Raw genomic sequence first — 24,434 nt, 5'->3', positions numbered from 1 at the left:
ACAGGTCTAGTTCTGCTCCACCCACGAGGCCCGCGTCGTTCACGACGTCGGGCCTCGTGCTGATTTCCCGGCCGACTTGGGCGCCGGCCGCATCGCCCCGACCAGCCGCTCGATCGCGGCCTCGACCTCGCTCTTCCAGCTGATCGCGGTCCGCAGGTCCATCCGCATCCGCGGCGTCGTCATGTGCGGGCGGTGGGTCTTGAACCCGACGCCGCCGAGGAAGTCCACCGGCACCACGCACCGCCCGCCGCGACCGGTGGTGTCGCCGAACGCCTCGACCGCGGTGATCCCGCCGCGCCGGATCAGGTCGCGGGCCATGCCCTGGACGAGCATCCGGCCGATCCCGCCGCCCCGCAGCGCGGGATCGACGTACGCCATCGTCATCAGCACGGCGTCCGGCGACACCGGGGCGGTCGGGAAGCCGGCGGCGCCGGGCACGAACGCCTCGGGCGCGTAGACGAGGTAGCCGACGACCGCGTCGTCGACGAGCGCCACCCGGCCGCACGACCCCCACTCGCGCAGCACCTCCGAGACCCAGGCGTCCTTCTCGGCGCAGGGGTCCTCGACGCGCTCGCGCCGAACCGGGTCGAGCTCCCAGAAGAGGCAGGAGCGGCAGGGGGCCGTGATCGTGTCCAGGTGGTCCAGCGTGAGCCGGACGATCTTGCGGGACATCTCGCGCCTCCTCCCCTTCCCCTCATCGTAGGTCCGCGCCTGCGAGGATGGTGGGGTGCGAGAGATCCGGCAGAGCAGAAAACTCCGAGGAGTCCGCTACGACGTGCGCGGGCCCATCCTCGTCGAGGCCCAGCGCCTCGAGAGCGAGGGGCACCGCATCCTCAAGCTGAACATCGGCAACACCGCGCCGTTCGGCTTCGAGGCGCCCGAGGCGATCGTGGCCGACATGATCCACCACCTCCCGGAGTCCCAGGGCTACGCCGACTCGCGCGGCATCTACGAGGCCCGCACCGCGGTCATGAACTACTACCAGTCCCGCGGGTTGCGCGACGTGAGCGTCGAGGACGTCTTCATCGGCAACGGCGTCTCCGAGCTGATCTCCATGGTCCTCCAGGCCTTCGTCGACGACGGCAACGAGATCCTGGTGCCGGCCCCCGACTACCCGCTGTGGACGGGCGCCGTCACGCTCGCCGGCGGCACCGCCGTGCACTACCGCTGCGACGAGGACAACGACTGGAACCCCGACCTCGCCGACGTCGAGGCCAAGATCACCGAGAACACCCACGCCCTGGTGATCATCAACCCGAACAACCCGACCGGCGCGGTCTACAGCGAGGACGTCGTCAAGGGCCTGGTCGACATCGCCCGGCGCCACGACCTGGTCGTGATGGCCGACGAGATCTACGAGAAGATCCTGTTCGAGGACGCCGTGCACCACCACGCGGCGGCGTACACCGGCAGCGACGTGCTCTGCCTGACCTTCAGCGGCCTGTCCAAGGCCTACCGGGTCTGCGGCTACCGGACCGGCTGGGTGATGATCTCCGGCCCCCGGGAGATGGCCACGGACTTCATCGAGGGCCTCACCTTGATCTCCAACATGCGCATGTGCGCCAACGTGCCGGCCCAGCACGCCATCCAGACGGCCCTCGGCGGCTACCAGTCCGTCCAGGAGCTGGTCGCCCCCGGCGGCCGCTTCTACGAGCAGAGCATGCTCGCGCACCGGCTCCTCAACGAGATCCCCGGCGTCAGCAACGTGAAGCCGAAGGGCGCCCTCTACTGCTTCCCGCGGCTGGACCCGGAGGTCTACCCGATCGAGAACGACGAGGCGTTCGTGATCGAGCTGCTGCGCGCGAAGAAGCTGCTGGTCACGCACGGCACCGGCTTCAACTGGCCGGCCCACGACCACTTCCGGCTGGTCACCCTCCCGGACGTGACCGTGCTCGAGGAGGCGATCGGGCGGATCGCCGACTTCCTCGCCGTACGCCGCCGCTGACCCACCGCCACGCCGCGCTGCCCAGGAGCCCCCTAGGCTCCGGTCATGCCCGACCTGACCTACCGCGCGATCGTCGCCACCGCCAAGACCGGCTTCAAGGTGCTCGGCCAGCGCTTCGACATGACCGGCACCGACCACGTCCCGCGCTCGGGCGGCGTGCTGCTCGCCTACAACCACATCGGCTACGTCGACTTCGTGTACGGCGGGCTCGCGGCCAACCCGTCGAAGCGGCTGGTGCGGTTCATGGCCAAGCGGGAGCTCTTCGACCACCGGGTGTCGGGACCGCTGATGCGGGCCTGCCGCCACGTCGAGGTCGACCGCGGCGCCGGCACGGCGTCGTACGACACCGCCGTACGGCTTCTCCAGGACGGCGAGGCCGTCGGCATCTTCCCGGAGGCGACGATCTCGCGGGCGATGGAGCTCAAGGAGTTCAAGACCGGTGCGGTCCGGATCGCGGCCGAGGCCGGCGTGCCGCTGGTCCCGGTGATCGTGTGGGGCACCCAGCGGATGATGACCAAGGACCACCCGCGCGACTTCTCGCGCGGCAAGACGATCGCCATCCGGGTGGGCGAGGCGCTGCATCCCACGGGCGCGGACCCGGTCGCCGAGACCGCCGAGCTGCGCGCGGTGATGTCGGCGATGCTCGACGAGACGATCCGGGCCTACCCGCCGGCCGAGCAGCCGCCCGGCTCCTGGTGGCTGCCGGCCTCCCACGGCGGCTCGGCACCCACGCTCGAGCAGGCGGCCGCGCTCGACGCCGAGGAGAAGCAGCTCCGGGCGCAGCGCCGGGCCCAGAGGTCCGCCGATCACGATAAGTCGACATAGCGACTTATCGGTAGATCGCCCTGTCGATCAGTCCGCCAATCGCTAGATCGGTCTGTCGCTGCGGTTCCGCGGGTCCATCACGTCGACGATCCGCTGGAGGTCCTCCATGGTCGCGAACTCGACGGTGATCTTGCCCTTGGCCCGGCCCAGGTCGACCTTCACCCGGGTCTCGAGCCGATCCGAGAGTCGCTCGGCCAGATCCGCAAGCCCGGGCGCGTAGGGCTTGCTCCGGGCCGCTCGCGGTGCCCGCGAGTCCTGGTCGCGCACGGCGACGATCTCCTCGAGGCCGCGCACGCTGATGCCCTCGGCGATCACCCGCTGCGCGAGGCGATCCTGCAGGTCCGCATCCTCGATCGCCAGCAGGGCCCGGGCGTGGCCTGCGGACAGCACGCCCGCCGCGACCCGGCGCTGGACGGCCGGGGTCAGCTTCAGCAGCCGCAGGGTGTTGCTGATCTGCGGCCGGGAGCGCCCGATCCGGCTGGCCAGCTCCTCGTGGGTGCAGCCGAAGTCCTCGAGCATCTGCGAGTACGCCGCCGCCTCCTCCAGCGGGTTGAGCTGCGAGCGGTGCAGGTTCTCCAGCAGCGCGTCGCGCAGCATGTCGACGTCGTCGGTCTCGCGGACGATCGCCGGCACCACCGCCAGGCCGGCCTCCTGGGTCGCCCGCCAGCGGCGCTCGCCCATGACCAGCTCGTACTCCTCCGGGCCGTGCTTGCGCACGACGATCGGCTGGAGCACGCCGATCTCCCGGATCGAGTGCACCAGCTCGGCCATCGCGTCCTCGTCGAAGACCTGGCGCGGCTGGACGCGGTTCGGCTGGATCTGGCCGACCGGGAGCTCCGCGAAGTAGGCGCCGTCGACCGTCTGCAACCCGCCCCGGTCCGGGCCGGGGCCCTGCTCGGCGTGCTGGTCGCCCTCGTCGGCGGGCGGACCCGTGGGGATCAGCGAGCCCAGGCCGCGTCCGAGCCCCCGTCGTTGGGGCGGGCGGTTGGCGGCATTCATGCTCTGGCTCCCTTGGTGGCGATCTCGCGGGCGGCCTCGAGGTAGCACAGCGCGCCCGGCGAGCCGGGATCGTAGGTCATCACGGTCTGGCCGTACGACGGCGCCTCCGAGACCCGCACGGACCGCGGGATCGTGGTCTTGAGGACCTGGTCGCCGAAGTGCTCGCGCACCTCCTCCGCGACGCCGGCCGCGAGCCGGGTGCGGGCGTCGTACATCGTCACCAGGATGGTGGAGACGTCCAGGCCGGGGTTGAGGTGCGCCTTGACCATCTCGACGGTCTCGAGCAGCTGGCCGAGGCCTTCCAGCGCGTAGTACTCCGCCTGGATCGGGATCATCATCTCGTTGCCCGCGACCAGGGCGTTGAGGGTCAGCAGGCCCAGCGACGGCGGGCAGTCGATGAAGACGTAGTCGAGACGCTCGTCGCCGAGATCGGCGGCGGTCCCGACGTGGGGGTGCCCGTGGATCGCCTTGCGCAGCCGGCCCTCGCGGGCGACCACCGAGACCAGCTCGATCTCCGCGCCGGCCAGGTCGATGGTGGCGGGGACCACGAACAGCTGGTCGGCCTCCGGGCTGACGCTCACGACATCGATGATCGGCACCCCGTCGACGAGGGTGTCGTACGTCGACGCCACCCCGCGGCGGTGCTCGACCCCGAGCGCGGTCGAGGCGTTGCCCTGCGGGTCGAGATCGACCACCAGGACCCGCTGCCCGAGCTGGGCCAACGCCGCCGCGACGTTCACGGTCGACGTGGTCTTCCCGACGCCGCCCTTCTGATTGGCGACCACGAAGATCCTCGTGGCGTCCGGCCGAGGCAGCGGCGGGCGTAGCCGTGCGCCGTGGCGGGCCAGCACCGTGTGCTCGGCCGCGCGCGCCAGCGGCGTGGCGTGGTCGTTGTCGAAGACGGGCGCGGCGACCGCGACGTCTCCCGCGGTACGTACCTGGAAGCCGCCCGGCTTGGTAGCGCCGCCGTCCTCGGTTTCACGTGAAACATCGGGTGCCGGGTCTGTGGGCCCGCTCGTTTCACGTGAAACAAAATCCGACCCCGTCTGTGGAGGAATCGGCCCGTCCTGTGGATAACTACGCTCAGCCGACGGCTCGCCACCGGTGGAAAACTCGGTCACGCGCCACGCCTCCGATTCGAATTGCCCCGCCTACGACCCGAGCGTTGGTGAGCTGTGCCGCGGTCCGGCGAGGTCGCAAGGGGCCAAGATACCCGCCCGGGATCCGCCCAGGCCACCCGCAGAGCCAGCGTGGGGGACTCCGTCCGTCCGGCACCCAGCACGTGCACCTCCGGCTCCGCGCACTCCCACCGGGCCAGGTCCGCCCGGGCCGCCTCGATCTCCTCGTCGACCGAGGACCCCTTCATCGCCACGAGGGCTCCGGTGGGGGCCACCAGCGGCATCGACCACCCCAGCAGCCGGCCCAGTGGCGCGAGCGCGCGCGACGTCACCACGTCGAACGTGCGCTGCCCGTGCAGCGCCTCGGCGCGGCCGCGGACCACCTCGACGGAGGTGAGTCCCAGCGCCTCGACGACCTCGTCCAGGAACGTCGTCCGGCGCAGCAGCGGCTCCACCAGGGTGACCGTCAGGTCGGGACGGGCGATGGCCAGCACCAGGCCGGGGAGCCCGGCGCCCGAGCCCAGATCGCAGACCGTGGCGTCGGCCGGCATCAGCTCCGCGAGCAACGCGCAGTTGACCAGGTGCCGCTCCCACAGCCGGGGAGCCTCGCGGGGACCGATCAGACCCCGCACCACGCCATCGGTCGCGAGCAGCTCCGCGTAGCGCTCGGCCAGCGGGAGCCGCTCAGGCGAGAACACCCCCCGGGCCACCTCGGGCACGGAGGGCGTTTCACGTGAAACATCGTCACCCATGGGTCACGCCGGCAGGACCACCACGAAGCGACGCGGCTCGACGCCCTCGGACTCCGAGGACAGGCCGGCCGCTGCCACCGCGTCGTGGACGACCTTGCGCTCGAAGGGCGACATCGGGTCGAGCGACGCGCTCTCCCCGCTCTCTCTCACCTGGGCGACGGTCTTCTCCGCGAGCGCGATGAGCTCCTCGCGCTTCTGGGCGCGGTAGCCCGAGATGTCCAACATCAGCCGCGACCGCTCACCGGTCTCGCGGTAGACCGCCAGGCGAGTCAGCTCCTGGAGGGCATCGAGGACCTCGCCGCGCGCCCCGACCAGCTGGGACAGGTCGGCGCCGACGATGGACACCGCGGCGCGGTCACCTTCGACGTCCATGTCCAGGTCACCATCGAGGTCGGCGATGTCGAGGAGCTCCTCGAGGTAGTCCGCAGCGATGTCGCCCTCCTGCTCCAGCTGCTCCAGGCGCGACGGCCCGCCGGCCTCCTCGGCTGCGTCCGGGTCAGCCGCGTCGGTAGCGTCGGTAGCGTCGGTCGAGTCGTGACCGGCGTCCTGGTCGGTGTCCTGGTCGATCTCCTGCTGGGTCGGCTCGTTCTCGACCTCGGGGCCCACTGCCTCGTCACTCACTGCTGTTCTCCCTCGGGATTCGGATTGCCCGCAGGCCGCGGCCCGCTGGACTTCTTGCGCTGCTCACGGGTCTGCTTCTTCGGCTGCTGGCGCTGGGTCGGCCTGCGGTCGACCTCCGGCTCCGGCTCCGGCTCGGCAGCGACCGGCACGCCGTGCTTGGCGGCCTTGGCCCGGTCCCGCTCGGCCTTCGCGGTCGCGGCCGCGGTGCCAGGAGCGGGGTTGTTGCGGATCACGTAGAACTGCTGGCCCATCGTCCACAGGTTCGACGTGGTCCAGTAGAAGAGGACGCCCACCGGGAACGCGATACCGCCGACGGCGAAGACGACCGGGAGGACGTAGAGGAGCAGCTTCTGCTGCTGCGCGTAGGGACCGGACAGCGCGTCGGCCGGCATGTTCTTGCTCATCAGCTGGCGCTGGGTGGTGAAGGTGGTGGCGGTCATCGCGACCACCAGGAGCGCGGCCAGGATCTGCACCGACAGCTCGCCGTCCGCGCGCAGGAACGTCGCCTTCAGCGGCACGACGCCGAACAGCTCGGCGTTGCCGAAGCTCTCCGCGAGCGCCTTGGTCAAGAAGGCCACCCCGTCGCCCTTGGCGGCGTGGTGGTCGAGGAGCCGGAACAGCGCCAGGAAGATCGGCATCTGGATGATGATCGGCAGGCAGGAGGCGAACGGGTTCGTCCCGCTCTCCTTGTAGAGCTTCATCGTCTCCTGGGCGAGACGCTCGCGGTCGTGGCCGTACTTCTTCTGCAGCTCCTTGACCTTGGGCTGGATGAGCTGCATGTTCCGGCTGGACTTGATCTGCTTGACGAACAGCGGGATCAGCAGCGCCCGCACCGTCAGCGTCAGGCCGATGATCGACAGCACCCAGGTGCCGCCGCCATCGGGGTCCATCCGCAGCACCTCGCTGAAGAGCCAGTGCCAGGCCACGAGCACGCCGGAGATCCCGTAGTACAGCGGCGTCATGATGAAGTGGCCGATAGAGCCGAGGAATTCCACGGGTCAGGCTCCTTGCTGGGGAGAGGGAGTTGAGCCCGCTCGGACGCGGGAAGACGGGGCAGGGTTCATGCGGGGAGGCACCGGGTCGTACCCGCCGGCGGCCCAGGGGTGACAGCGGACCAGCCGGCGCACCGCCAGCCACCCGCCGCGGAGGCTCCCGTGCTGCCGGACCGCATCGAGCGCGTACGCCGAGCACGACGGGTGGTAGCGGCAGACCTGGCCGTAGAGCGGGCTGATGAGCAGCCGGTAGGCGCGCAGGAAGCCGATGAGCAGGTAGCGCACCGGGTCGTACTTCACCTGCTCACCTCCGGGGCCACCCGATCGAGGCAACGCCTGAGGTCGGCCGCGAGTTCCGCGCCGGTCGCGTCAGCTGCCGCCGGCAGCGCGCGGACGACGAGCACAGCAGAGCCCGGGAGCGACGAGACGTGCTCCCGGGCGAGATGGCGGAGTCGACGCTTCACACGGTTGCGAACGACGGCGTTCCCGACGGCCTTGCTCACCACGAACCCGATCCGGGGTGGCCGGTCGGCGGGTGTGGCGCCGTCGGCGGCCAGGTGGACGACGAGGGTGCGACTTCCCGCCCGCCGGCCCACGCGGACCGCCTGGTGGAACGACGATCCGTCGGTGAGGCGGTGAGGGGAGGGCAGCACGAGGCTGACCTGGTCCGGGCCTGGGTCGGCCGTCAGACGGCCAGGCTCTTGCGACCCTTGCGGCGACGGGAGGACAGGATCGACCGGCCGGCGCGGGTGCGCATGCGCAGGCGGAACCCGTGCACCTTGTGACGGCGGCGGTTGTTCGGCTGGTACGTACGCTTGCTCACGACATTCTCTCCATGGTGGGTCAGGGCAGCCACGCCGGGCCGGGACGGCAGTGCAGAGAAGCCTTTCGGCTGGCACCGCCCACCCACGACGTGACCCAACGGGTCGGCTGCTCTTCGTGGACATGCGGCACCGGTCGACACCGGGTGACCGAACAACGGTACGCGCTCGCGTTCCACAGGGTCAAACCGGCATCGAGGCTCCCCGCGACAGCCTGTGGATGACGGGTTGCCGCGGGCGTCCACCGCTTGTTACGTTCCCGGGGACCGAGGTTCCCCGCCGCCCTCGTCGCCACCTGGATCTGCTTCCCGTGTGACGCCCGCCACATTTCCGATTTTGGGCCTGTGACCTGCGGAAACAGAGATTCGGAACGACGCGGGGCGCGTCTCGGAAGGGCTCTCTCCACAAGAAGGGAGTCGGGTTCACAACCTGTGGACAAAGCTGTGGACTCACGGCGACAACCCACGAGCAGGACGATCAGGAAAGCGGGAACCCGTGGAGCACAACACCTCGGACCTCAGTGTCGCGTGGCGCGGCGTCGTCGACGACCTGCAGCCCAACCAGCGGGCCTGGCTGCGCGCCAGCGAGCCGGTGACCCTCCACGAGAGCACGGCCATCGTCGCCGTCCCCAACGACTTCACCCGCAACCAGCTCGAGGGCCGGCTGCGCGCCCAGCTGGAGGACGCCCTCACGGTGCGCTTCGGGCGCGAGATCAGGATCGCCGTCACCGTGAACCCGCAGCTCGAGGACGTCGCGATCGCCGACGCGCCGCACGAACCGCTCGAGCAGGTGGCCCGTCCTGAAAGCGACTTGTCGACAAACCGACAGATTGACACTCCGGCTCCGCTGCCACCGCCCCCCGCCGAGCCGCTCGACGCGGGCCCCCGCCCGGTCACCTCGCTGGAGACTCGCCTCAACCCGAAGTACACCTTCGAGACGTTCGTCATCGGCTCCTCGAACCGCTTTCCCCACGCCGCCGCGGTGGCCGTGGCCGAGGCGCCGGGCAAGGCCTACAACCCGCTCCTGGTCTACGGCGACTCGGGGCTCGGCAAGACCCACCTCCTCCACGCCATCGGCCACTACGTGCGCTCCCTCTACACGGGCGCCAAGGTGCGCTACGTGTCGAGCGAGGAGTTCACGAACGAGTTCATCAACGCGATCCGTGACGACCGGCAGGACCGGTTCAAGCGGCGCTACCGCGACGTCGACGTGCTGCTGATCGACGACATCCAGTTCCTCGAGGGCAAGACCCAGACGCAGGAAGAGTTCTTCCACACGTTCAACACCCTCCACAACGCCAACAAGCAGATCGTGCTCACCTCCGACCGGGCGCCGAAGCGGCTCGAGGCGCTCGAGGACCGGCTCCGCAACCGGTTCGAGTGGGGCCTCATCACCGACGTGCAGCCGCCCGACCTCGAGACCCGGATCGCGATCCTGCGCAAGAAGGCTGCGATGGACCGGCTCACCGCTCCCCCGGACGTGCTCGAGTTCATCGCCTCCAAGATCCAGACCAACATCCGTGAGCTCGAGGGTGCCCTGATCCGGGTCACGGCGTTCGCGAACCTCAACCGCCAGGAGGTCGACATGACCCTGGCCGAGATCGTGCTCAAGGACCTGATCCCCGAGGGCGGCGAACCGGAGATCACCGCCGCGCTGATCATCGCCCAGACCGCGGCGTACTTCGGGCTCTCCATCGAGGAGCTGACCGGCCCGAGCCGCGGCCGGCACCTGGTCATGGCGCGCCAGATCGCCATGTACCTGTGTCGCGAGCTCACCGACCTCTCGCTGCCGAAGATCGGCGCCCAGTTCGGCAACCGCGACCACACCACGGTCATGTACGCCGACCGCAAGATCAACCAGCTGCTCGCCGAGCGCCGGGCCGTGTTCAACCAGGTCAGCGAGCTCACCAACCGCGTCAAGCTGCAGGCCCGCCAGTCCTGACCTTGTCGTTCGTCCGTGCGCCGTCGCCAGCCTGTGGACGAGGTGTGGGTCGAAATGACATCCACGGCCATCGCCTGTGGACGCGCGACGCCGCCACCACGAGACCCGGGTCGCCGTGCACACCCACCCCCGAGCGGGGCCCGCTGGTTCCACAGCCCCTGTGCACGAGGAATCGCCGCGCTGACCTGCACGGATCCGAGTTGTCCACAGTTTCCACCGTTGCTATGACTACGACGTACCTCCAGACAGATCGATCATCCGTGAACATCCATCTGGGCCCCTGCCTGGGGACAACCCCTCGATCCGGGACTCCTGTCGTCCTCCGGGCCGGTGCGGAAACCACACCGAACCTCCCGCTGCGGGTGCCTGCATGGCAGGATTCGCATCCCAGCACCCACCCCTGTCCGTCCGACCCGAAGGAACCACTGTGAAGTTCCGCGTCGAACGCGACGTGCTCGCCGATGCCGTCGCCTGGGCTGCCCGCAGCCTCCCGGTCCGCCCGAGCGTGCCCGTCCTGGCCGGACTCCTCATCGATGCGAGCGACGAGGGGCTGGTGCTGTCCACGTTCGACTACGAGACCTCGGCGCGCGCGACGCTCACCGCACAGGTCAGCGACGAGGGCCGCGCCCTGGTCAGCGGCCGGCTGCTCGCCGACATCTGCCGCAGCCTCCCGAACAAGCCCGTCGAGATGGTCCTCGACGGCTCGCGCGTCTCGCTGACGTGTGGCTCGGCCCGCTTCAGCCTCCAGACCATGCCGGTCGAGGACTACCCGTCGCTGCCCGACATGCCCGCGGCGACCGGCACCGTCGCGAGCGACGTCTTCGCGCACGCCGTCGCCCAGGCCGTCACGGCGGCGGGTCGCGACGACATGCTCCCGGTGCTGACCGGCGTCCGGATCGAGATCGACGGTTCGACCATCTCGCTGCTCGCCACCGACCGCTTCCGGCTCTCGCACCGCGAGCTCGACTGGAGCCCCCGCAGCCCCGACGAGTCCGCGGCCGCCCTGGTGCCGGCCCGGGTGCTCGGGGACACCGCCAAGTCCCTGACCGCCGGCGGCGAGGTGACCATCGCCCTCGCGACCACCGGATCGGGCGAGGGCATCATCGGCTTCGAGGGCCAGGCCCCCGGGGGCACCCGTCGTACGACCACCCGGTTGCTCGACGGCGAGTTCCCCAAGGTCCGCAGCCTCTTCCCGGCCGAGCACCAGACCACCGCCCTGGTCGACAAGGCGGCGCTGATCGAGTCGGTCAAGCGCGTGGCGCTGGTCGCCGAGCGCAACACCGCGGTGCAGCTCGCGTTCAGCGACGGCGTGCTGACCCTCGACGCCGGGTCCGGCGACGAGGCGCAGGCATCGGAGTCGATCGAGGCCACCGTCACCGGCGAGGACATCACCACGGGGTTCAACCCCCAGTTCCTGCTCGACGGACTGTCGGCGATCGACCAGCCCGTGGTCGAGCTGGCCTTCACCCAGGCCTCCAAGCCCGTCGTGCTCAGCGGCTCGGTCGCGGACGGCGAGCGGGACACGTCGTTCCGCTACCTGCTGATGCCGCGCCGCCTGCTCTCCTGACCCACGCAGCACGGGCCTAGGCTGAGGACGACCGCACCACAGCACGGGAGGAACTCGATGGACATCGGACTGGTCGGGCTCGGCAAGATGGGTGGCAACATGCGCACCCGTCTGCGCGACGCCGGGCACACCGTGGTCGGCTACGACCGCAACCCCGACGTCGCCGACGTCGACAGCCTCGCCGCGATGGTCGAGCAGCTGCCCTCCCCCAAGGTGGTCTGGGTGATGGTGCCCGCCGGCGACCCGACCCGCGAGACCGTGCACGCGCTCGGCGAGCTGCTCGGCGAGGGCGACCTCGTCGTCGACGGCGGCAACTCCAAGTGGACCGACGACCAGGTCAACGCCGAGATGCTCGGGAAGTCGGGCATCGGGTTCGTCGACTGCGGTGTCTCGGGTGGCGTGTGGGGCCTGAAGAACGGCTACGCGCTGATGTGCGGTGGCACCGACGAGGACGTCGCCAAGGTGCAGCCGGCGCTCGACGCGCTCAAGCCCGAGGAGGGCGGCTTCGTCCACGCCGGCAAGAAGCCCGGCGCCGGCCACTTCGCCAAGATGGTCCACAACGGCATCGAGTACGCCATGATGCAGAGCTACGCCGAGGGCTGGGAGCTGCTCGAGAAGGTCGACCTCGTCGAGAACGTCACCGAGGTCTTCGACTCCTGGCGCTCCGGCACCGTGATCCGCTCGTGGCTGCTCGACCTGCTGGTCGCGGCCGTCGAGGAGGACCCGCACCTCGACAAGATCGCCGGCTACGCCGAGGACTCCGGCGAGGGCCGGTGGACCGTCGAGGCCGCGATCGACAACGCCGTCCCCATGAACGTCATCGCCGCCTCGCTCTTCGCGCGCTTCGCCTCGCGCCAGGACGACAGCCCTGCGATGAAGGCGATCGCCGCGATGCGCAACCAGTTCGGCGGACACGCCGTGCACACCGAGCCGCCCGTCGGCGGCGACGCGAACCCCGGGTAGACCCCGACCCTGCCGTGTACGTCGCCCACCTGTCCCTCCACGACTTCCGCTCGTACGCCTCCGCGGAGGTCGAGCTCGAGCCGGGCGTCACCGCGTTCATCGGCCGCAACGGACAGGGCAAGACCAACCTGGTCGAGGCGATCGACTACCTGTCGCGGCTCGCGTCGCACCGGGTCGCCAGCGACGCGCCGCTGGTCAGGGCCGGTGCGCAGCAGGCGGTCGTGCGTGCCGCCGTGGTCCGCGACGGGCGGACGGCGGTCCTCGAGGTCGAGCTCAACCCGGGCAAGTCGAACCGGGCCCGGGTGAACCGGTCGCCGCTCCCCCGCCCCCGCGACCTGGTCGGCCTGGTGCGGACCGTCGTCTTCTCCCCCGAGGACCTGACCCTGGTGAAGGGCGACCCGTCGGACCGGCGACGCTTCCTCGACGACCTGCTCGTGCTCCGGGCGCCCCGCATCGCGAGCGTCCGCGCCGACTACGACCGGGTCCTTCGGCAGCGCAACTCGCTCCTGAAGACCGCCGGAGCCGCGCGCCGCGGCAGCTCGTCGCAGGAGTCCGCGCTCTCGACCCTCGGGGTCTGGGACGCGCACCTCGCCCGCACCGGCGCGGAGCTGCTCGCCGAGCGGCTCGCGCTCGTCGAGGCGCTGCGGCCCTACGTCGGCAAGGCCTACGAGACCGTGGCGCGCGGCGCCACCCGCGACGACGCGGAGATCGACTACCGGCCGTCCTTCGAGCTCGGCGGTCTCACCGACCGCGCCGGTCTCACCGACGCCCTGCTCGCCGAGGTCGAGCGACGCCGCAACGACGAGCTCGACCGCGGCATCTCGCTGGTGGGTCCGCACCGCGACGAGCTGGCGCTGTCGTTGGGGCACGGGCCCGGTGACAACCGGTTGCCGGTGAAGGGCTACGCGTCGCACGGGGAGTCCTGGTCGTTCGCGCTCGCGCTGCGGCTGGCGTCCTACGACCTGCTGCGGGCCGACGGCGACGACCCGATCTTGATCCTCGACGACGTCTTCGCCGAGCTCGACACCGAGCGGCGGGCCCAGCTCGCCGACCTGGTCGCCGGTGCCGAGCAGGTCCTGGTGACGGCCGCGGTCGCGGCGGACGTGCCGGCGGCGTTGGCCGGGGCTCGCTTCGCGGTCGGCAACGGCGAGGTCGTCCGTGAGCTCTGACGAGAAGCCCGAGAAGCCGGAGGTCGCGGGGCCGCCGGAGCAGCCGGATCGCCGCGACGACGGGCTCGACCTGGCCAAGGCGCTGACCCGGGCGACGGCCAAGTCGACCCCGGCGGCGAGGTCGCGGCAGCGGAAGAAGGACCAGCGCCCGGCGCGCGGCCGGGTCACCGGGTCACACCCCGACGACCGTGACCCCCAGCTCCTCGACAGCACGCTGGGCCGCCTCGTCGACGACCACGGCTGGGGGCTCGACCTGCGGATGCACGGCGTCTTCGGCCGCTGGGCCGAGCTGGTCGGCGCCGAGGTCGCCCAGCACTGCACGCCGGAGACGTTCGCCGACGGGCGCCTGGTCGTGCGCACCGACTCGACCGCGTGGGCGACCCAGCTGCGGCTGCTCGCGCCGACCGTGGTCCGCCGACTCAACGAGGAGCTCGGGCACGGCACGGTGGCGCTGATCGAGGTCCTCGGCCCGCACGGACCGACGTGGAAGAAGGGCCCCCGCTCGGCCCGCGACGGTCGCGGACCGCGGGACACCTACGGCTGAGGCGGGTGCGGCGTCGAGAGCCGCACAGAGACGATCTCGCGGACCCGCCGACGTACCGGGACCTGTCCGCACCCCCGTTCGGCGCTCCCGTCGCCGCTCACGAGCCCCTCAGACACCATTTTCCACGCCGGTCGTCCCCAGCGCGGGGGTCGTGACGTGGAATGCGGCCTTCTGACGGGTACCATGGAGATCGGGCCGCCGGCGCTGTGCTGCGGCCCGCTCCATGTCAGCAGGCATGTCAGCGCTCCCCGGCCGGTGGCCGGGAGGCCCGTCGTGAAGAGGTGTGTGTGTCGGACGAGACCCCGATCGAGACTCCGGACAACGAAGTGGTCCCCGCGGCCCCCGCGGAGCCGACCGACCTCCGCCCCAACGGCGTCGACTACGACGCGTCCGCGATCCAGGTCCTCGAGGGCCTCGAGGCGGTCCGCAAGCGTCCCGGCATGTACATCGGCTCCACCGGCGAACGCGGCCTGCACCACCTGATCTGGGAGATCGTCGACAACGCGGTCGACGAGTCGCTGGCCGGCTACGCCGACCGGATCGTCGTCACGCTCACCGCCGACGGCGCCGTCCGGGTCGAGGACAACGGTCGCGGCATCCCGACCGACACCGCGCCCGGCCAGGAGATGCCCGCGGTGACGATGGCGCTCACCATGCTCCACGCCGGCGGCAAGTTCGGAGGCGGCGGCTACAAGGTCTCCGGCGGTCTGCACGGCGTGGGCGTCTCGGTCGTCAACGCGCTCTCCTCCCACCTCATCGTCGACGTCAAGAACCGCGGCCACCTGTGGCGCCAGTCGTTCACGCACGGCGTGCCCGACGGCGACCTCGAGCAGGTCCGCCCGATGGAGCCCGGCGAGCAGACCGGCACGACGGTCACCTACTGGGCGTCGCCCGACACGTTCGAGACCACGACGTACTCCCTCGAGACGATCACCGCACGCCTGCGTGAGATGGCCTTCCTCAACAAGGGCCTGCAGATCGTGCTGCGCGACGAGCGGCCCGCGGCGAGCGAGGTCGTGGAAGCGCTCCAGGACGACACCGTCAGCAACGACGTCGACCAGCGCGGAGCCGACGCGGTGCGCGCCGCCGAGGGCGGCGGGCTCGAGCAGGTCTTCAAGTACGACCGCGGCCTGGTCGACTACGTCGAGTACCTCAACCGCAGCAAGCTCAAGGCCAACCCGACCGTCATCTCCTTCGAGGCCGAGACGCCCGACAGCGTCGAGAACCACATGAGCCTCGAGGTCGCGATGCAGTGGAACACCTCGTTCGCCGAGTCGGTCCACACGTTCGCCAACACCATCAACACCCACGAGGGCGGCACCCACGAGGAGGGCTTCCGTGCGGCGCTGACCGGCTTGGTCAACACGTGGGGCTTCGAGTGGGGCCTGATGAAGAAGCCCGAGGACCGCGTCTCGGGTGACGACATCCGCGAGGGCCTCACCGCGATCATCTCGATCAAGATGGGCGAGCCCCAGTTCGAGGGCCAGACCAAGACCAAGCTCGGCAACACCGAGGCGAAGGGCTTCGTCCAGCGCCTGATGAACGACCAGCTCGGCGCCTGGCTGGAGCAGAACCCGGCCGAGGGCAAGGAGATCGTCCGCAAGGCACAGGCCGCGCAGCAGGCGCGGATCGCCGCGCGCAAGGCGCGCGACCTGGCCCGCGGCCGCAAGGGCCTGCTCGGTGGCGGCGGCCTGCCCGGCAAGCTGTCCGACTGCCAGTCGACGAACCCGGCCGAGTGCGAGGTCTTCATCGTCGAGGGCGACTCCGCCGGCGGCTCCGCGCGCCAGGGCCGCGACCCGCGGGTCCAGGCGATCCTGCCCATCCGCGGCAAGATCCTCAACGTCGAGAAGGCCCGCATCGACAAGGTGCTGGCCAACACCGAGGTCCAGGCGATCATCTCGGCGCTCGGCACCGGCATCCAGGAGGAGTTCAACCTGGAGAAGCTGCGCTACCACAAGGTCGTGCTGATGGCCGACGCCGACGTCGACGGCCACCACATCAACACCCTGCTGCTGACGCTGCTGTTCCGCTTCATGAAGCCGTTGATCGAGCACGGCTACGTCTACATGGCCCAGCCGCCGCTCTACCGGATCCGCTGGAACAAGCCGGCCGAGCACGAGTTCGTCTACTCCGACGTGGAGCGCGACACCCTGATGCGCGACGGCCTGGAGCAGGGCAAGAAGCTGCCCAAGGAGAACCCGGTCCAGCGCTACAAGGGTCTCGGCGAGATGAACGCCGAGGAGCTGTGGGACACCACGATGAACCCCGACGCCCGGCTGATGCTCCAGGTGACGCTGGACGACGCGGCCCAGGCCGACGAGATCTTCTCGACCCTGATGGGCGAGGACGTCGAGCAGCGCCGGTCCTTCATCCAGCGCAACGCCAAGGACGTCCGATTCCTCGATATCTAGGGCTCTAGCACTTTTCCTAGATTCGAGTAGATCCGATGAGAGAGAACAAGACACGTGACTGAGACCCCCACCGACGGCGGCACCACTCCTCCTCCCGGGCCGGGCGGCCGGATCGAGCCGGTCGAGCTGAAGACCTCGATGCAGCGCGCCTACATCGACTACGCGATGGCGGTCATCGTCGGCCGCGCGCTGCCCGACGTACGCGACGGTCTGAAGCCCGTGCACCGTCGGGTGCTCTACGCGATGTACGACGGCGGCTACCGCCCCGACCGCGGCTTCTCGAAGTGCTCGCGCGTCGTGGGTGACGTCATGGGTCAGTACCACCCGCACGGCGACACCGCGATCTACGACACCCTGGTCCGCCTCGCGCAGCCGTGGGTGATGCGCGCGCCGCTGGTCCAGGGCCAAGGGAACTTCGGATCGCCGGGCAACGACTCGGCGGCCGCGATGCGGTACACCGAGTGCCGGATGGCGCCGCTCGCGCTCGAGATGGTCCGCGACATCACCGAGGACACCGTCGACTTCCAGCCCAACTACGACGGCCGGTCCTCCGAGCCGACGGTGCTGCCGGCGCGCTACCCGAACCTCCTCGTCAACGGATCGGCCGGCATCGCGGTCGGCATGGCGACCAACATCCCCCCGCACAACCTGCGCGAGGTGGCGGCCGGCGCCCAGTGGGCGCTCGAGCACCCCGACGCCAGCCGCGAGGAGCTGCAGGACGCCCTCATCGAGCGGATCAAGGGCCCCGACTTCCCGAACGGCGCGCTGATCGTCGGCCGCGAGGGCATCGAGCAGGCCTACCGCACCGGTCGCGGCTCGGTCACCCAGCGCGCGATCATCGAGATCGACGAGGACAGCCGCGGCCGCACCTGCCTGTCGATCACCGAGCTGCCCTACATGGTCAACCCCGACAACCTCGCGCTGAAGATCGCCGAGCTCGCCGACTCCGGCAAGGTGCAGGGCATCTCCGACGTCCGCGACGACTCCTCGGGTCGCACCGGCCAGCGGCTGGTGGTCGTGCTCCGCCGCGACGCCGTCGCCCGGGTGGTGCTCAACAACCTGCTCAAGCACACCGAGCTGCAGACCAACTTCAGCGCGAACATGCTGGCCCTGGTCGACGGCGTGCCGCGCACGCTGACGATCGACCAGTTCATCAGCAACTGGGTGTCCCACCAGATCGAGGTCATCCAGCGCCGGACCCGCTTCCGGCTCGCCGAGGCCGAGCGCCGCGCCCACGTCCTGCGGGGCCTGGTCAAGGCGCTCGACCAGCTCGACGAGGTCATCGCGCTGATCCGGCGCTCGCCCGAGGTCGACGACGCCCGCGAGGGCCTGATCGCGCTGCTCGAGATCGACGAGATCCAGGCCAACGCGATCCTCGACATGCAGCTGCGCCGGCTGGCCGCCCTCGAGCGCCAGAAGATCATCGACCAGCTGGCCGAGATCGAGCTCGAGATCGCCGACCTCGAGGACATCCTCGCCAACGAGGTGCGCCAGCGTCAGATCATCGGTGAGGAGCTCGCCGCGATCGTCGAGAAGTACGGCGACGACCGGCGTACCCAGATCATCGCGGCCGACGGCGACCTGTCGATGGAGGACCTGATCCCCGACGAGGACCTCGTCGTCTCCATCACCCGCGGCGGCTACGCGAAGCGCACCCGCGCCGACCAGTACCGGACCCAGAAGCGCGGCGGCAAGGGCGTGCGCGGCGCGAGCCTGCGGGGCGACGACGTCGTCGAGCACTTCATCTCGACGACCAACCACCACTGGCTGCTGTTCTTCACCACCGCCGGCCGCGTCTACCGGACCAAGGCCTACAACCTGCCCGAGGCGTCGCGCGACGCGAAGGGCGGCCACGTCGCCGGGCTGCTCAGCTTCCAGCCCGACGAGAACATCGCCCAGGTGCTGGCGATCCGTGACTACGAGCAGGCGCCGTACCTCGTGCTCGCCACCCGCAACGGGCTGGTGAAGAAGACCCGGCTCGGCGACTACAACAGCCCGCGCCAGGCCGGCGTCATCGCGATCAACTTCCGCGAGGACGACGACGTGCTGATCGGCGCCGAGCTGGTCAACGCCGAGGACGACATCCTGCTCGTCTCCCGCAAGGGCCAGGCGATCCGCTTCCGCGCGGACGACGGCCAGCTGCGGCCGATGGGCCGGGCGACGTCGGGCGTCACCGGCATGAAGTTCCGCGGCGACGACTCCGTGCTGTCGATGTCGGTCATCCGCGCCGCGCAGGTCGCGGCCGAGGCGGCCGCCGGGCTGAGCGAGGTCAACGAGGACACCGCCGACGTCGAGGTCTCGGCCGAGGCCGCTGCCGAGGTCAAGCCGCAGTACGTCTTCACGATCACCGACGGCGGTTTCGCCAAGCGCTCCCGGATCAGCGAGTACCGGCTCACCAACCGTGGTGGTCTCGGCGTCCGCGCGATGGCGCTGGCCAACGAGGACCGCGGCGGCCTGGTCGGCGCGTTCATCGTGGAGGAGGGCGACGAGGTCCTCTCGATCACCCAGAACGGCCAGGTCGTGCGCAGCCCGATCAACGACCAGTTCCGCGCCACCGGGCGCTCGACCATGGGCGTCAAGTTCGTGACCCCGAAGGCCGGCGACGCCGTAGCGGTCGTGGCCAGGTCGGTCGAGGCGCGTGACGAGGAGGACGAGGTCGACGAGACCGCCCCCGAGGGCGGCGCCGAGACGGTCTCCGAGGTCGGGGAGTCGTCCGATGAGGGTACGGATGCAACAATCGAGGACGCGGCCGACTCTCAGGCTGTGACCACCGACGCCGAGCCCGACACCGACGGGGAGAGTGAGGGCGGATGACCGACCGCCAGGACACCGCCGTACGTGCGCCCCTGGGTGAGCGGATCTCGGCGAAGCTGAACAAGGCCGCCGACGAGCACAAGGCGAACGCCCAGCCCGAGTCGCCGCGTGCCGCCAAGCAGGCCGTCGGCGGGCGTCGCCCTCCGCGCCGGGCCCGTCTGCGGCTCACCCGGATCGACCCGTGGTCGGTCATGAAGACGTCGTTCCTGCTGGCGATCGCCTTCGGCGTCGTGACGGTCGTGTCGGTCTTCATCATCTGGTCGGTGCTGTCCGCCGCCGGTGTGTGGGACTCCATCAACAACACGGTCCAAGACGTCGTCGGCGGTGAGGACGCCGGCAGCTGGGACGTCGAGAAGTACGTCGGGATCTCCCGCGTCATGGGCTTCACCATGCTGGTGGCCGTCGTCGACGTCATCTTGATCACCGCGATCGCGACGCTCGGCGCGTTCCTCTACAACATGTCGGCAGCCCTGCTCGGCGGCGTGGAACTCACCCTGGCGGAGGACGAGCGCTGACCCGGATCCCCGGAGTGCCCCGGCGTTTTGTCGGGCCGTTCCGGGGTGGGGTAATGTCTCCCCTCGGTCGCCCTCGGGCGGCCTTCTGGCACTGGTCGGTCTCCCGGCTCAGTTCCGGGCCTATAGCTCAGACGGTTAGAGCGCTTCCCTGATAAGGAAGAGGTCAGAGGTTCAAGTCCTCTTAGGCCCACCATCCCGGCACGTCACCCCGTCATCTGGGAGCCACCATGAAGAAGATCCTCCTCGTCCTGATCGCCGTCGGCGGCGCCGTCTTCGCGAAGAAGAAGATCGACGAAGGCAAGAAGGAGCAGGCGCTCTGGGCCGAGGCCACGGACACCGTGGACCGCGCCTGACGCAGCGCCACCGGGGGCCTTGGCGCAATTGGTAGCGCACCTGCTTTGCAAGCAGGGTGGGCCAGCTAACTGAACAAGGGGACTTAGCTCAGCTGGTAGAGCGCTGCCTTTGCAAGGCAGATGTCAGGGGTTCGAGTCCCCTAGTCTCCACGTTTTCCCAGTTCAGGGGCCATCTCCGCAGCGCGGAGATGGCCCCTGACGTCGTTTCACGGGTGGAGCGAGAACGGCCTTGCCCGACGGGCTCCGACGGCCAGCCGTCAGGCGGTCAATGAGCCCCTGGTGCCAGAGTGGTGCCAGATCAGACAGCGAACTGGCGAGCGAGGTGCTTCGAGAGGCCGCGCTGGCCGTGTCCGTGGCCGCGAAAGGTCGTGTACCGATCGACGGCGCATCATGGGAATCCGTCGGACGGTGACATACCGTCGATGGGAGCCCGACGGGGTCGCCGCACGTGGTCACCGTCAGGAAGACCGAGGAGAAGGGGTCCGACGTCGCGCTCGCCAGGTGGGACTACTCTCGCCCCTGCAACCGAAGCGCGCGAGCAACGAGTTGAAGCAAACTCAACCGCTGTGGCACAGTCAGATCACCGTCGCGGATATTGCAGCTTGCCAGCTTCCCGACGAGGTCCCCGACGCTCACGGCCCAGTGCGTCGCCCTACGAAGTGGGCCCGAAATTCCGAAGATCCCGCCGAAGCGGGGCCTTCTAACCAGTAGCCGAAGCATCTGGGGGTGTATCACCACAGTAGCGCGCGCGTGTCCATTTGGGCACATCCCAGCTCAGGGTTTCGCCCGGCGCGCGAAGGCCCGCACGGCGTACGCGCCGTCAACCTCCGGCGAGCGACCCATTGGGATCGTGGCGCGGCGGTCGTGGCGCCTCGCCACGCACGACCGCTGTCGCACCTGCCGGATAGCGGCATATCCAGATCAACGCGGTGAGTCAATTTCGGAATGAGGCGGGTGCCATCTGGCTGTCGACTGGCTAGTCCCGGGTCTCGCCAATGGTCGGGGGTGAACGTGAATCGGTGCGCTGAGCGAGCGTGGAAAGACGCGCTTGGCCGCGAAGTGTCGGCGCTGGTCCCTAACCTGCGTGTAGGGACCAGTCCGAGATGAGGGTCGATGGGGCGAAGCGGACCGAAGAAGTTCACCGAAAGCCAGCACAAGGGTCATGCCGGCATCGGTCTGATCCACATGCTCATTTCCGAGATGGGGCACGAGTGGCATGACCGCGTCGTGGATGTCGGTATCGACGGCAGCATCGAACTGCGTGACCCTTCGACCGGCCTGATGTCCAACCAGCACGTGATGGTGCAGTCGAAGGCCTCGGACGACAAGTTCTCGGGCGAGACAGACGACGGATTCTGGTATCTGTGCGATGAGGAGGACATCGAGTATTGGATGAAGTCACAGGACACCCCAGTCATCCTCATCTGCTCCCACCCCAAGGACCGGAAGGCATGGTGGGCCCATGTCCAGCCGTGGTTCGAGGTGCCGGCCAACAGGGCGTCGCGTCGCATCGACTTCAACAAGGCGACCCAGGCCTTCGAGGGCGACTTCACCGGCAAGCTGTTCGCTATCGCAGATCCCCACGGTGTGGCGCACACGCCGGCGGCGGAGAAGAAGCACGAGCGGCTTGTCTCGAACCTCTTGCCGGTCGCGGTGCCTGACGTCGTGTACGTCGCAAAGACCAAGCACAGAGGACTGAAGTCGGTATATGACTCGCAGCGAGACTCCGGGCTGGTCTACAGATCAGACTTCGTCCTGACGAAGGGTCGCATCTACATGTGGTCACCGGCCGAGGGCACATCGCTCCAGGACGTCGTCACCGGCCCGGTTACGGCTATGGCATTCGGTGAGCTCGCTGGTGGCGATGCGGACGAGCAGCGCCTGGCGGTCTGGCTGCTGAACGCAGCACTGAAGGACGATCTACAGGACGACCTTCGCTGGAACAACGACCGGAAGTTCCTGCACTTCAGGGCGACTGACGACCTGACCGAGCGGCGCATTACGTCGATGTCAGGCAAGCAGCGACTCGTCTTCAAGGGTTACTACCAGCGGGTCGACGACCCGACACGACCACAGTTCTACCGGCACGCGGCCCTCCGGACGTACTTCTTGCAAGTCGACGACGAGTGGTTCTGCGAGCTCGTTCCGGACTACTACTTCACCGATGACGGCTACGTGGAGTTCAAGTTCGCAGACAAGAACTTGGCCAAGATGAAGCGCATCGAGAAGAACCAGGCACGCCTGAGCGAAACGCTGATGTGGGTCAGTCTCTTGATCGGGGAGACGACACCAGACCTCTTCTACGAACCGCCTCCCCGGATCCTGGACTTCGGGGCGCCCATCCGATTCGACCTCAACCGCGGCATCACCGACAAGCATTGGCTCGCCCCCGACGCCGACACAGGCGTCGAGCCCACGGACGAGGTCTCTCCATTCACGGTGGCCGAAGACGACGACCTGCTCGACGCCCTCGACGAGCTCGAGGAGGCCGGGCGGTGAGGGCCACATTCATCGAGGAGCCACTGCTCGAGTTCGCCGGCGGCGGACGGCACATCGATCCGCGACACGGCATCTGGGACTACGGGCCCGCAGACATCAAAGACCCCACGCCACGTATCGTCAGGGCAGCCATCATCGGACCCCAAGAATCAATCGACGGACTGCAGGCCTGGCTCGATCGCTGCCGGCTCGGAATCGGCGCCATGACCGACACCCACCTCACCCGTCTGTACGTCCCGTTCCCCGGCTTCGACGTCACCCACGGGTTCCGATCCATCATCAACTTCACCCCGCGACTCACCCGAGCCATCCCCAAGCGGCAACTCGATGCCCTGAACGGACTGCACCCCAAGAAGGCGGTCGCGGCCGCGGTCGACATCTACGACACTGAACTTGCCGCGCTTCACGACGAGCCGTCCTGCGACGTCGTCATCGTGTGCCGTCCCGACAACCTGAACGACGCCGCAATGTCGAAGGCACCGAAGAGCCCAGACGTGCTCGAGGTCGACGGATCATCCAAGGATGGCCGCGACGTCTTCGTCGCGGACTTCCACGCACTACTCAAGGCACGGTCACTGCGGTACAAGCAGCCCATCCAGATCGTCCGCCGCAACACCTGGGACGCGACCTTCAAGGACCCGCACACCGGACGTGCCGGCGCGAACCAGGACGAGGCAACCAGAGCATGGAACCTCCACACGGCCTTGTACTACAAGAACGGCGGCGTTCCCTGGCGCCTACCACGCGAAGCCTCCGACCTAGCGTCGTGCTACATCGGCATCGCCTTCCACAAGACCGCGGACACAAACCTGCACACCTCTGTCGCCCAGATCTACAACCAGCGCGGCGACGGCGTCATCGTGCGCGGCGGCCCGGCCACCGTGTCCAAGGAAGACCGGCAACCGCACCTGTCCGAGGACGACGCGCGCGACCTGCTCGAAACAGCACTCCAGCGCTACCGCACCGAGCACCGAACCGCCCCCGCCCGGGTCGTCCTACACAAAGCCAGCAACTACACCGCCGCCGAGACGGCCGGGTTCAACCAGGCTGCGAACACCGAACGCCTCGATGTCCTGGAACTGTTGTGGCTCACGAGCTCCGACCAACTCCGCCTGTACCGAAAGGGTCAGCAGCCACCGCTGCGCGGCACCTTCGTCAGCATTGGCGAGAAACGCCACCTGCTCTACACAACCGGCGCCGTACCGTTCTACAAGACCTACCCCGGGCACTATGTACCTCAGCCACTCGGGATCAGAACCGTCCAAGCGGAGTCAAGCCCGGAGACCCTGGCGGCCGAAACCCTCGCACTCACGAAGATGAACTGGAACCAGACCCGGCTTGACGGTCGGATCCCCATCACGCTTCGCACCGCGCGCACCGTCGGCATCATCCTCAGGCACCACGAATCCGACGCGCCGGTGTCGGGACGCTATGCCCACTACATGTAATTCAAGAGGTTTGAGACGTGCTGGGATCGGGCGTAGGAGGCCGGGACCCTCGGCGACTCAACCCCGCCGGCGTTCGCGAGTGGTCACAGTGACCGCTCCGATTCCGTAGCGCCGTCCGGACGCGTCCGGAGCCCGAC

The 24,434-nt window shown here is 69.2% G+C and carries 22 protein-coding genes and 2 tRNA genes; 15 read left to right on the top strand and 9 right to left on the bottom strand.

Going from position 1 to position 24,434, the window contains the following annotated elements:
• Positions 1-39: 39 nt before the first annotated feature.
• Positions 40-672 carry a GNAT family N-acetyltransferase gene (locus tag PD653B2_RS01800; RefSeq protein WP_085870595.1) on the bottom strand — a complete coding sequence of 211 codons (633 nt, stop codon included), beginning with the start codon at positions 670-672 and terminating at the stop codon, positions 40-42.
• 55 nt (positions 673-727) lie between these two features.
• On the opposite strand from PD653B2_RS01800, the gene PD653B2_RS01795 reads away from it, so the two are divergent.
• Positions 728-1,945, top strand: coding sequence for a pyridoxal phosphate-dependent aminotransferase (locus PD653B2_RS01795; RefSeq protein WP_085870594.1), 1,218 nt, complete (start codon positions 728-730; stop codon positions 1,943-1,945).
• Between the two features lie 45 nt (positions 1,946-1,990).
• Positions 1,991-2,770, top strand: coding sequence for a lysophospholipid acyltransferase family protein (locus PD653B2_RS01790; protein ID WP_085870593.1), 780 nt, complete (start codon positions 1,991-1,993; stop codon positions 2,768-2,770).
• Between the two features lie 42 nt (positions 2,771-2,812).
• Here PD653B2_RS01790 and PD653B2_RS01785 read toward each other — a convergent pair whose 3' ends face one another.
• The 8 genes from PD653B2_RS01785 to rpmH form a co-directional block, all read right to left on the bottom strand.
• Complete coding sequence (locus PD653B2_RS01785; RefSeq protein WP_085870592.1) at positions 2,813-3,769, bottom strand: ParB/RepB/Spo0J family partition protein; 957 nt, start codon at positions 3,767-3,769, stop codon at positions 2,813-2,815.
• The gene (locus PD653B2_RS01780) at positions 3,766-4,554 is read right to left on the bottom strand and encodes a ParA family protein (RefSeq protein WP_414689147.1); all 789 of its coding nucleotides are present in this window, start codon (positions 4,552-4,554) and stop codon (positions 3,766-3,768) included. Before PD653B2_RS01780 ends, PD653B2_RS01785 begins: the two co-directional genes overlap by 4 nt.
• 332 nt (positions 4,555-4,886) lie before the next feature.
• Complete coding sequence (gene rsmG, locus PD653B2_RS01775) at positions 4,887-5,585, bottom strand: 16S rRNA (guanine(527)-N(7))-methyltransferase RsmG (protein WP_242665086.1); 699 nt, start codon at positions 5,583-5,585, stop codon at positions 4,887-4,889.
• A gap of 57 nt (positions 5,586-5,642) precedes the next feature.
• Positions 5,643-6,260 (bottom strand): protein jag, encoded by a 618-nt coding sequence (locus PD653B2_RS01770; protein ID WP_414689146.1) that lies wholly within the window; start codon positions 6,258-6,260, stop codon positions 5,643-5,645.
• Positions 6,257-7,255 (bottom strand): membrane protein insertase YidC, encoded by a 999-nt coding sequence (gene yidC / locus PD653B2_RS01765; protein ID WP_089503858.1) that lies wholly within the window; start codon positions 7,253-7,255, stop codon positions 6,257-6,259. Before yidC ends, PD653B2_RS01770 begins: the two co-directional genes overlap by 4 nt.
• Positions 7,256-7,258: 3 nt before the next feature.
• A complete protein-coding gene (yidD, locus tag PD653B2_RS01760; protein ID WP_085870590.1) occupies positions 7,259-7,552 on the bottom strand; it encodes a membrane protein insertion efficiency factor YidD in 294 nt (97 codons plus the stop codon).
• Positions 7,549-7,905: a ribonuclease P protein component gene (rnpA, locus tag PD653B2_RS01755; protein ID WP_085870589.1), complete on the bottom strand. Its 357-nt coding sequence runs from the start codon at positions 7,903-7,905 to the stop codon at positions 7,549-7,551. Before rnpA ends, yidD begins: the two co-directional genes overlap by 4 nt.
• A gap of 32 nt (positions 7,906-7,937) precedes the next feature.
• Entirely contained in the window at positions 7,938-8,075 is a 138-nt protein-coding gene (gene rpmH / locus PD653B2_RS01750; RefSeq protein WP_056156542.1) for a 50S ribosomal protein L34, read from the bottom strand.
• Between the two features lie 493 nt (positions 8,076-8,568).
• Here rpmH and dnaA point away from each other — a divergent pair, with 493 nt between their 5' ends.
• The 13 genes from dnaA to PD653B2_RS01690 all read left to right on the top strand — a co-directional run bounded on the left by dnaA (position 8,569) and on the right by PD653B2_RS01690 (position 24,297).
• A complete protein-coding gene (gene dnaA / locus PD653B2_RS01745; RefSeq protein WP_085870588.1) occupies positions 8,569-10,014 on the top strand; it encodes a chromosomal replication initiator protein DnaA in 1,446 nt (481 codons plus the stop codon).
• 427 nt (positions 10,015-10,441) lie between these two features.
• Positions 10,442-11,581: a DNA polymerase III subunit beta gene (dnaN, locus tag PD653B2_RS01740; protein WP_085870587.1), complete on the top strand. Its 1,140-nt coding sequence runs from the start codon at positions 10,442-10,444 to the stop codon at positions 11,579-11,581.
• Positions 11,582-11,638: 57 nt separating this feature from the next.
• The gene (gene gnd / locus PD653B2_RS01735) at positions 11,639-12,544 is read left to right on the top strand and encodes a phosphogluconate dehydrogenase (NAD(+)-dependent, decarboxylating) (protein WP_085870586.1); all 906 of its coding nucleotides are present in this window, start codon (positions 11,639-11,641) and stop codon (positions 12,542-12,544) included.
• A 14-nt stretch (positions 12,545-12,558) separates the two neighbouring features.
• Entirely contained in the window at positions 12,559-13,713 is a 1,155-nt protein-coding gene (gene recF / locus PD653B2_RS01730) for a DNA replication/repair protein RecF (protein ID WP_085870585.1), read from the top strand.
• A complete protein-coding gene (locus tag PD653B2_RS01725) occupies positions 13,703-14,257 on the top strand; it encodes a DUF721 domain-containing protein (RefSeq protein WP_085870584.1) in 555 nt (184 codons plus the stop codon). The genes recF and PD653B2_RS01725 overlap by 11 nt, the downstream gene beginning before the upstream one ends.
• 287 nt (positions 14,258-14,544) lie before the next feature.
• Positions 14,545-16,668 carry a DNA topoisomerase (ATP-hydrolyzing) subunit B gene (gyrB, locus tag PD653B2_RS01720; protein ID WP_085870583.1) on the top strand — a complete coding sequence of 708 codons (2,124 nt, stop codon included), beginning with the start codon at positions 14,545-14,547 and terminating at the stop codon, positions 16,666-16,668.
• Positions 16,669-16,806: 138 nt separating this feature from the next.
• Positions 16,807-19,482: a DNA gyrase subunit A gene (gyrA, locus tag PD653B2_RS01715; RefSeq protein ID WP_242665098.1), complete on the top strand. Its 2,676-nt coding sequence runs from the start codon at positions 16,807-16,809 to the stop codon at positions 19,480-19,482.
• Complete coding sequence (locus tag PD653B2_RS01710; protein WP_085870581.1) at positions 19,479-19,997, top strand: DUF3566 domain-containing protein; 519 nt, start codon at positions 19,479-19,481, stop codon at positions 19,995-19,997. The genes gyrA and PD653B2_RS01710 overlap by 4 nt, the downstream gene beginning before the upstream one ends.
• A gap of 116 nt (positions 19,998-20,113) precedes the next feature.
• A tRNA-Ile gene (locus tag PD653B2_RS01705) sits at positions 20,114-20,190 on the top strand.
• 34 nt (positions 20,191-20,224) lie between these two features.
• Positions 20,225-20,350 (top strand): DLW-39 family protein, encoded by a 126-nt coding sequence (locus PD653B2_RS25525; protein WP_242665085.1) that lies wholly within the window; start codon positions 20,225-20,227, stop codon positions 20,348-20,350.
• A 77-nt stretch (positions 20,351-20,427) separates the two neighbouring features.
• Positions 20,428-20,500: transfer RNA gene (locus PD653B2_RS01700), tRNA-Ala, on the top strand.
• A gap of 963 nt (positions 20,501-21,463) precedes the next feature.
• On the top strand, positions 21,464-22,849 hold the full coding sequence (locus tag PD653B2_RS01695; protein WP_085870580.1) for a DUF4365 domain-containing protein: 1,386 nt from the start codon (positions 21,464-21,466) through the stop codon (positions 22,847-22,849).
• A complete protein-coding gene (locus PD653B2_RS01690; protein WP_085870579.1) occupies positions 22,846-24,297 on the top strand; it encodes an argonaute/piwi family protein in 1,452 nt (483 codons plus the stop codon). Before PD653B2_RS01695 ends, PD653B2_RS01690 begins: the two co-directional genes overlap by 4 nt.
• The last annotated feature ends 137 nt before the right edge of the window (positions 24,298-24,434 follow it).

Source organism: Nocardioides sp. PD653-B2 (genome assembly GCF_002117935.1).
Lineage (GTDB): Bacteria > Actinomycetota > Actinomycetes > Propionibacteriales > Nocardioidaceae > Nocardioides.
This window is presented reverse-complemented; position numbering and strand designations above follow the sequence as displayed.

Bases quoted from the DNA above. Each gene is read 5' to 3' on its own strand.
- PD653B2_RS01800 (WP_085870595.1), bottom strand. From the start codon at position 672: ATGTCCCGCAAGATCGTCCGGCTCACGCTGGACCACCTGGACACGATC.
- PD653B2_RS01790 (WP_085870593.1), top strand. From the start codon at position 1,991: ATGCCCGACCTGACCTACCGCGCGATCGTCGCCACCGCCAAGACCGGC.
- PD653B2_RS01785 (WP_085870592.1), bottom strand. From the start codon at position 3,769: ATGAATGCCGCCAACCGCCCGCCCCAACGACGGGGGCTCGGACGCGGC.
- gnd (WP_085870586.1), top strand. From the start codon at position 11,639: ATGGACATCGGACTGGTCGGGCTCGGCAAGATGGGTGGCAACATGCGC.
- gyrA (WP_242665098.1), top strand. From the start codon at position 16,807: ATGCAGCGCGCCTACATCGACTACGCGATGGCGGTCATCGTCGGCCGC.
- PD653B2_RS01710 (WP_085870581.1), top strand. From the start codon at position 19,479: ATGACCGACCGCCAGGACACCGCCGTACGTGCGCCCCTGGGTGAGCGG.
- PD653B2_RS25525 (WP_242665085.1), top strand. From the start codon at position 20,225: ATGAAGAAGATCCTCCTCGTCCTGATCGCCGTCGGCGGCGCCGTCTTC.
- PD653B2_RS01695 (WP_085870580.1), top strand. From the start codon at position 21,464: ATGGGGCGAAGCGGACCGAAGAAGTTCACCGAAAGCCAGCACAAGGGT.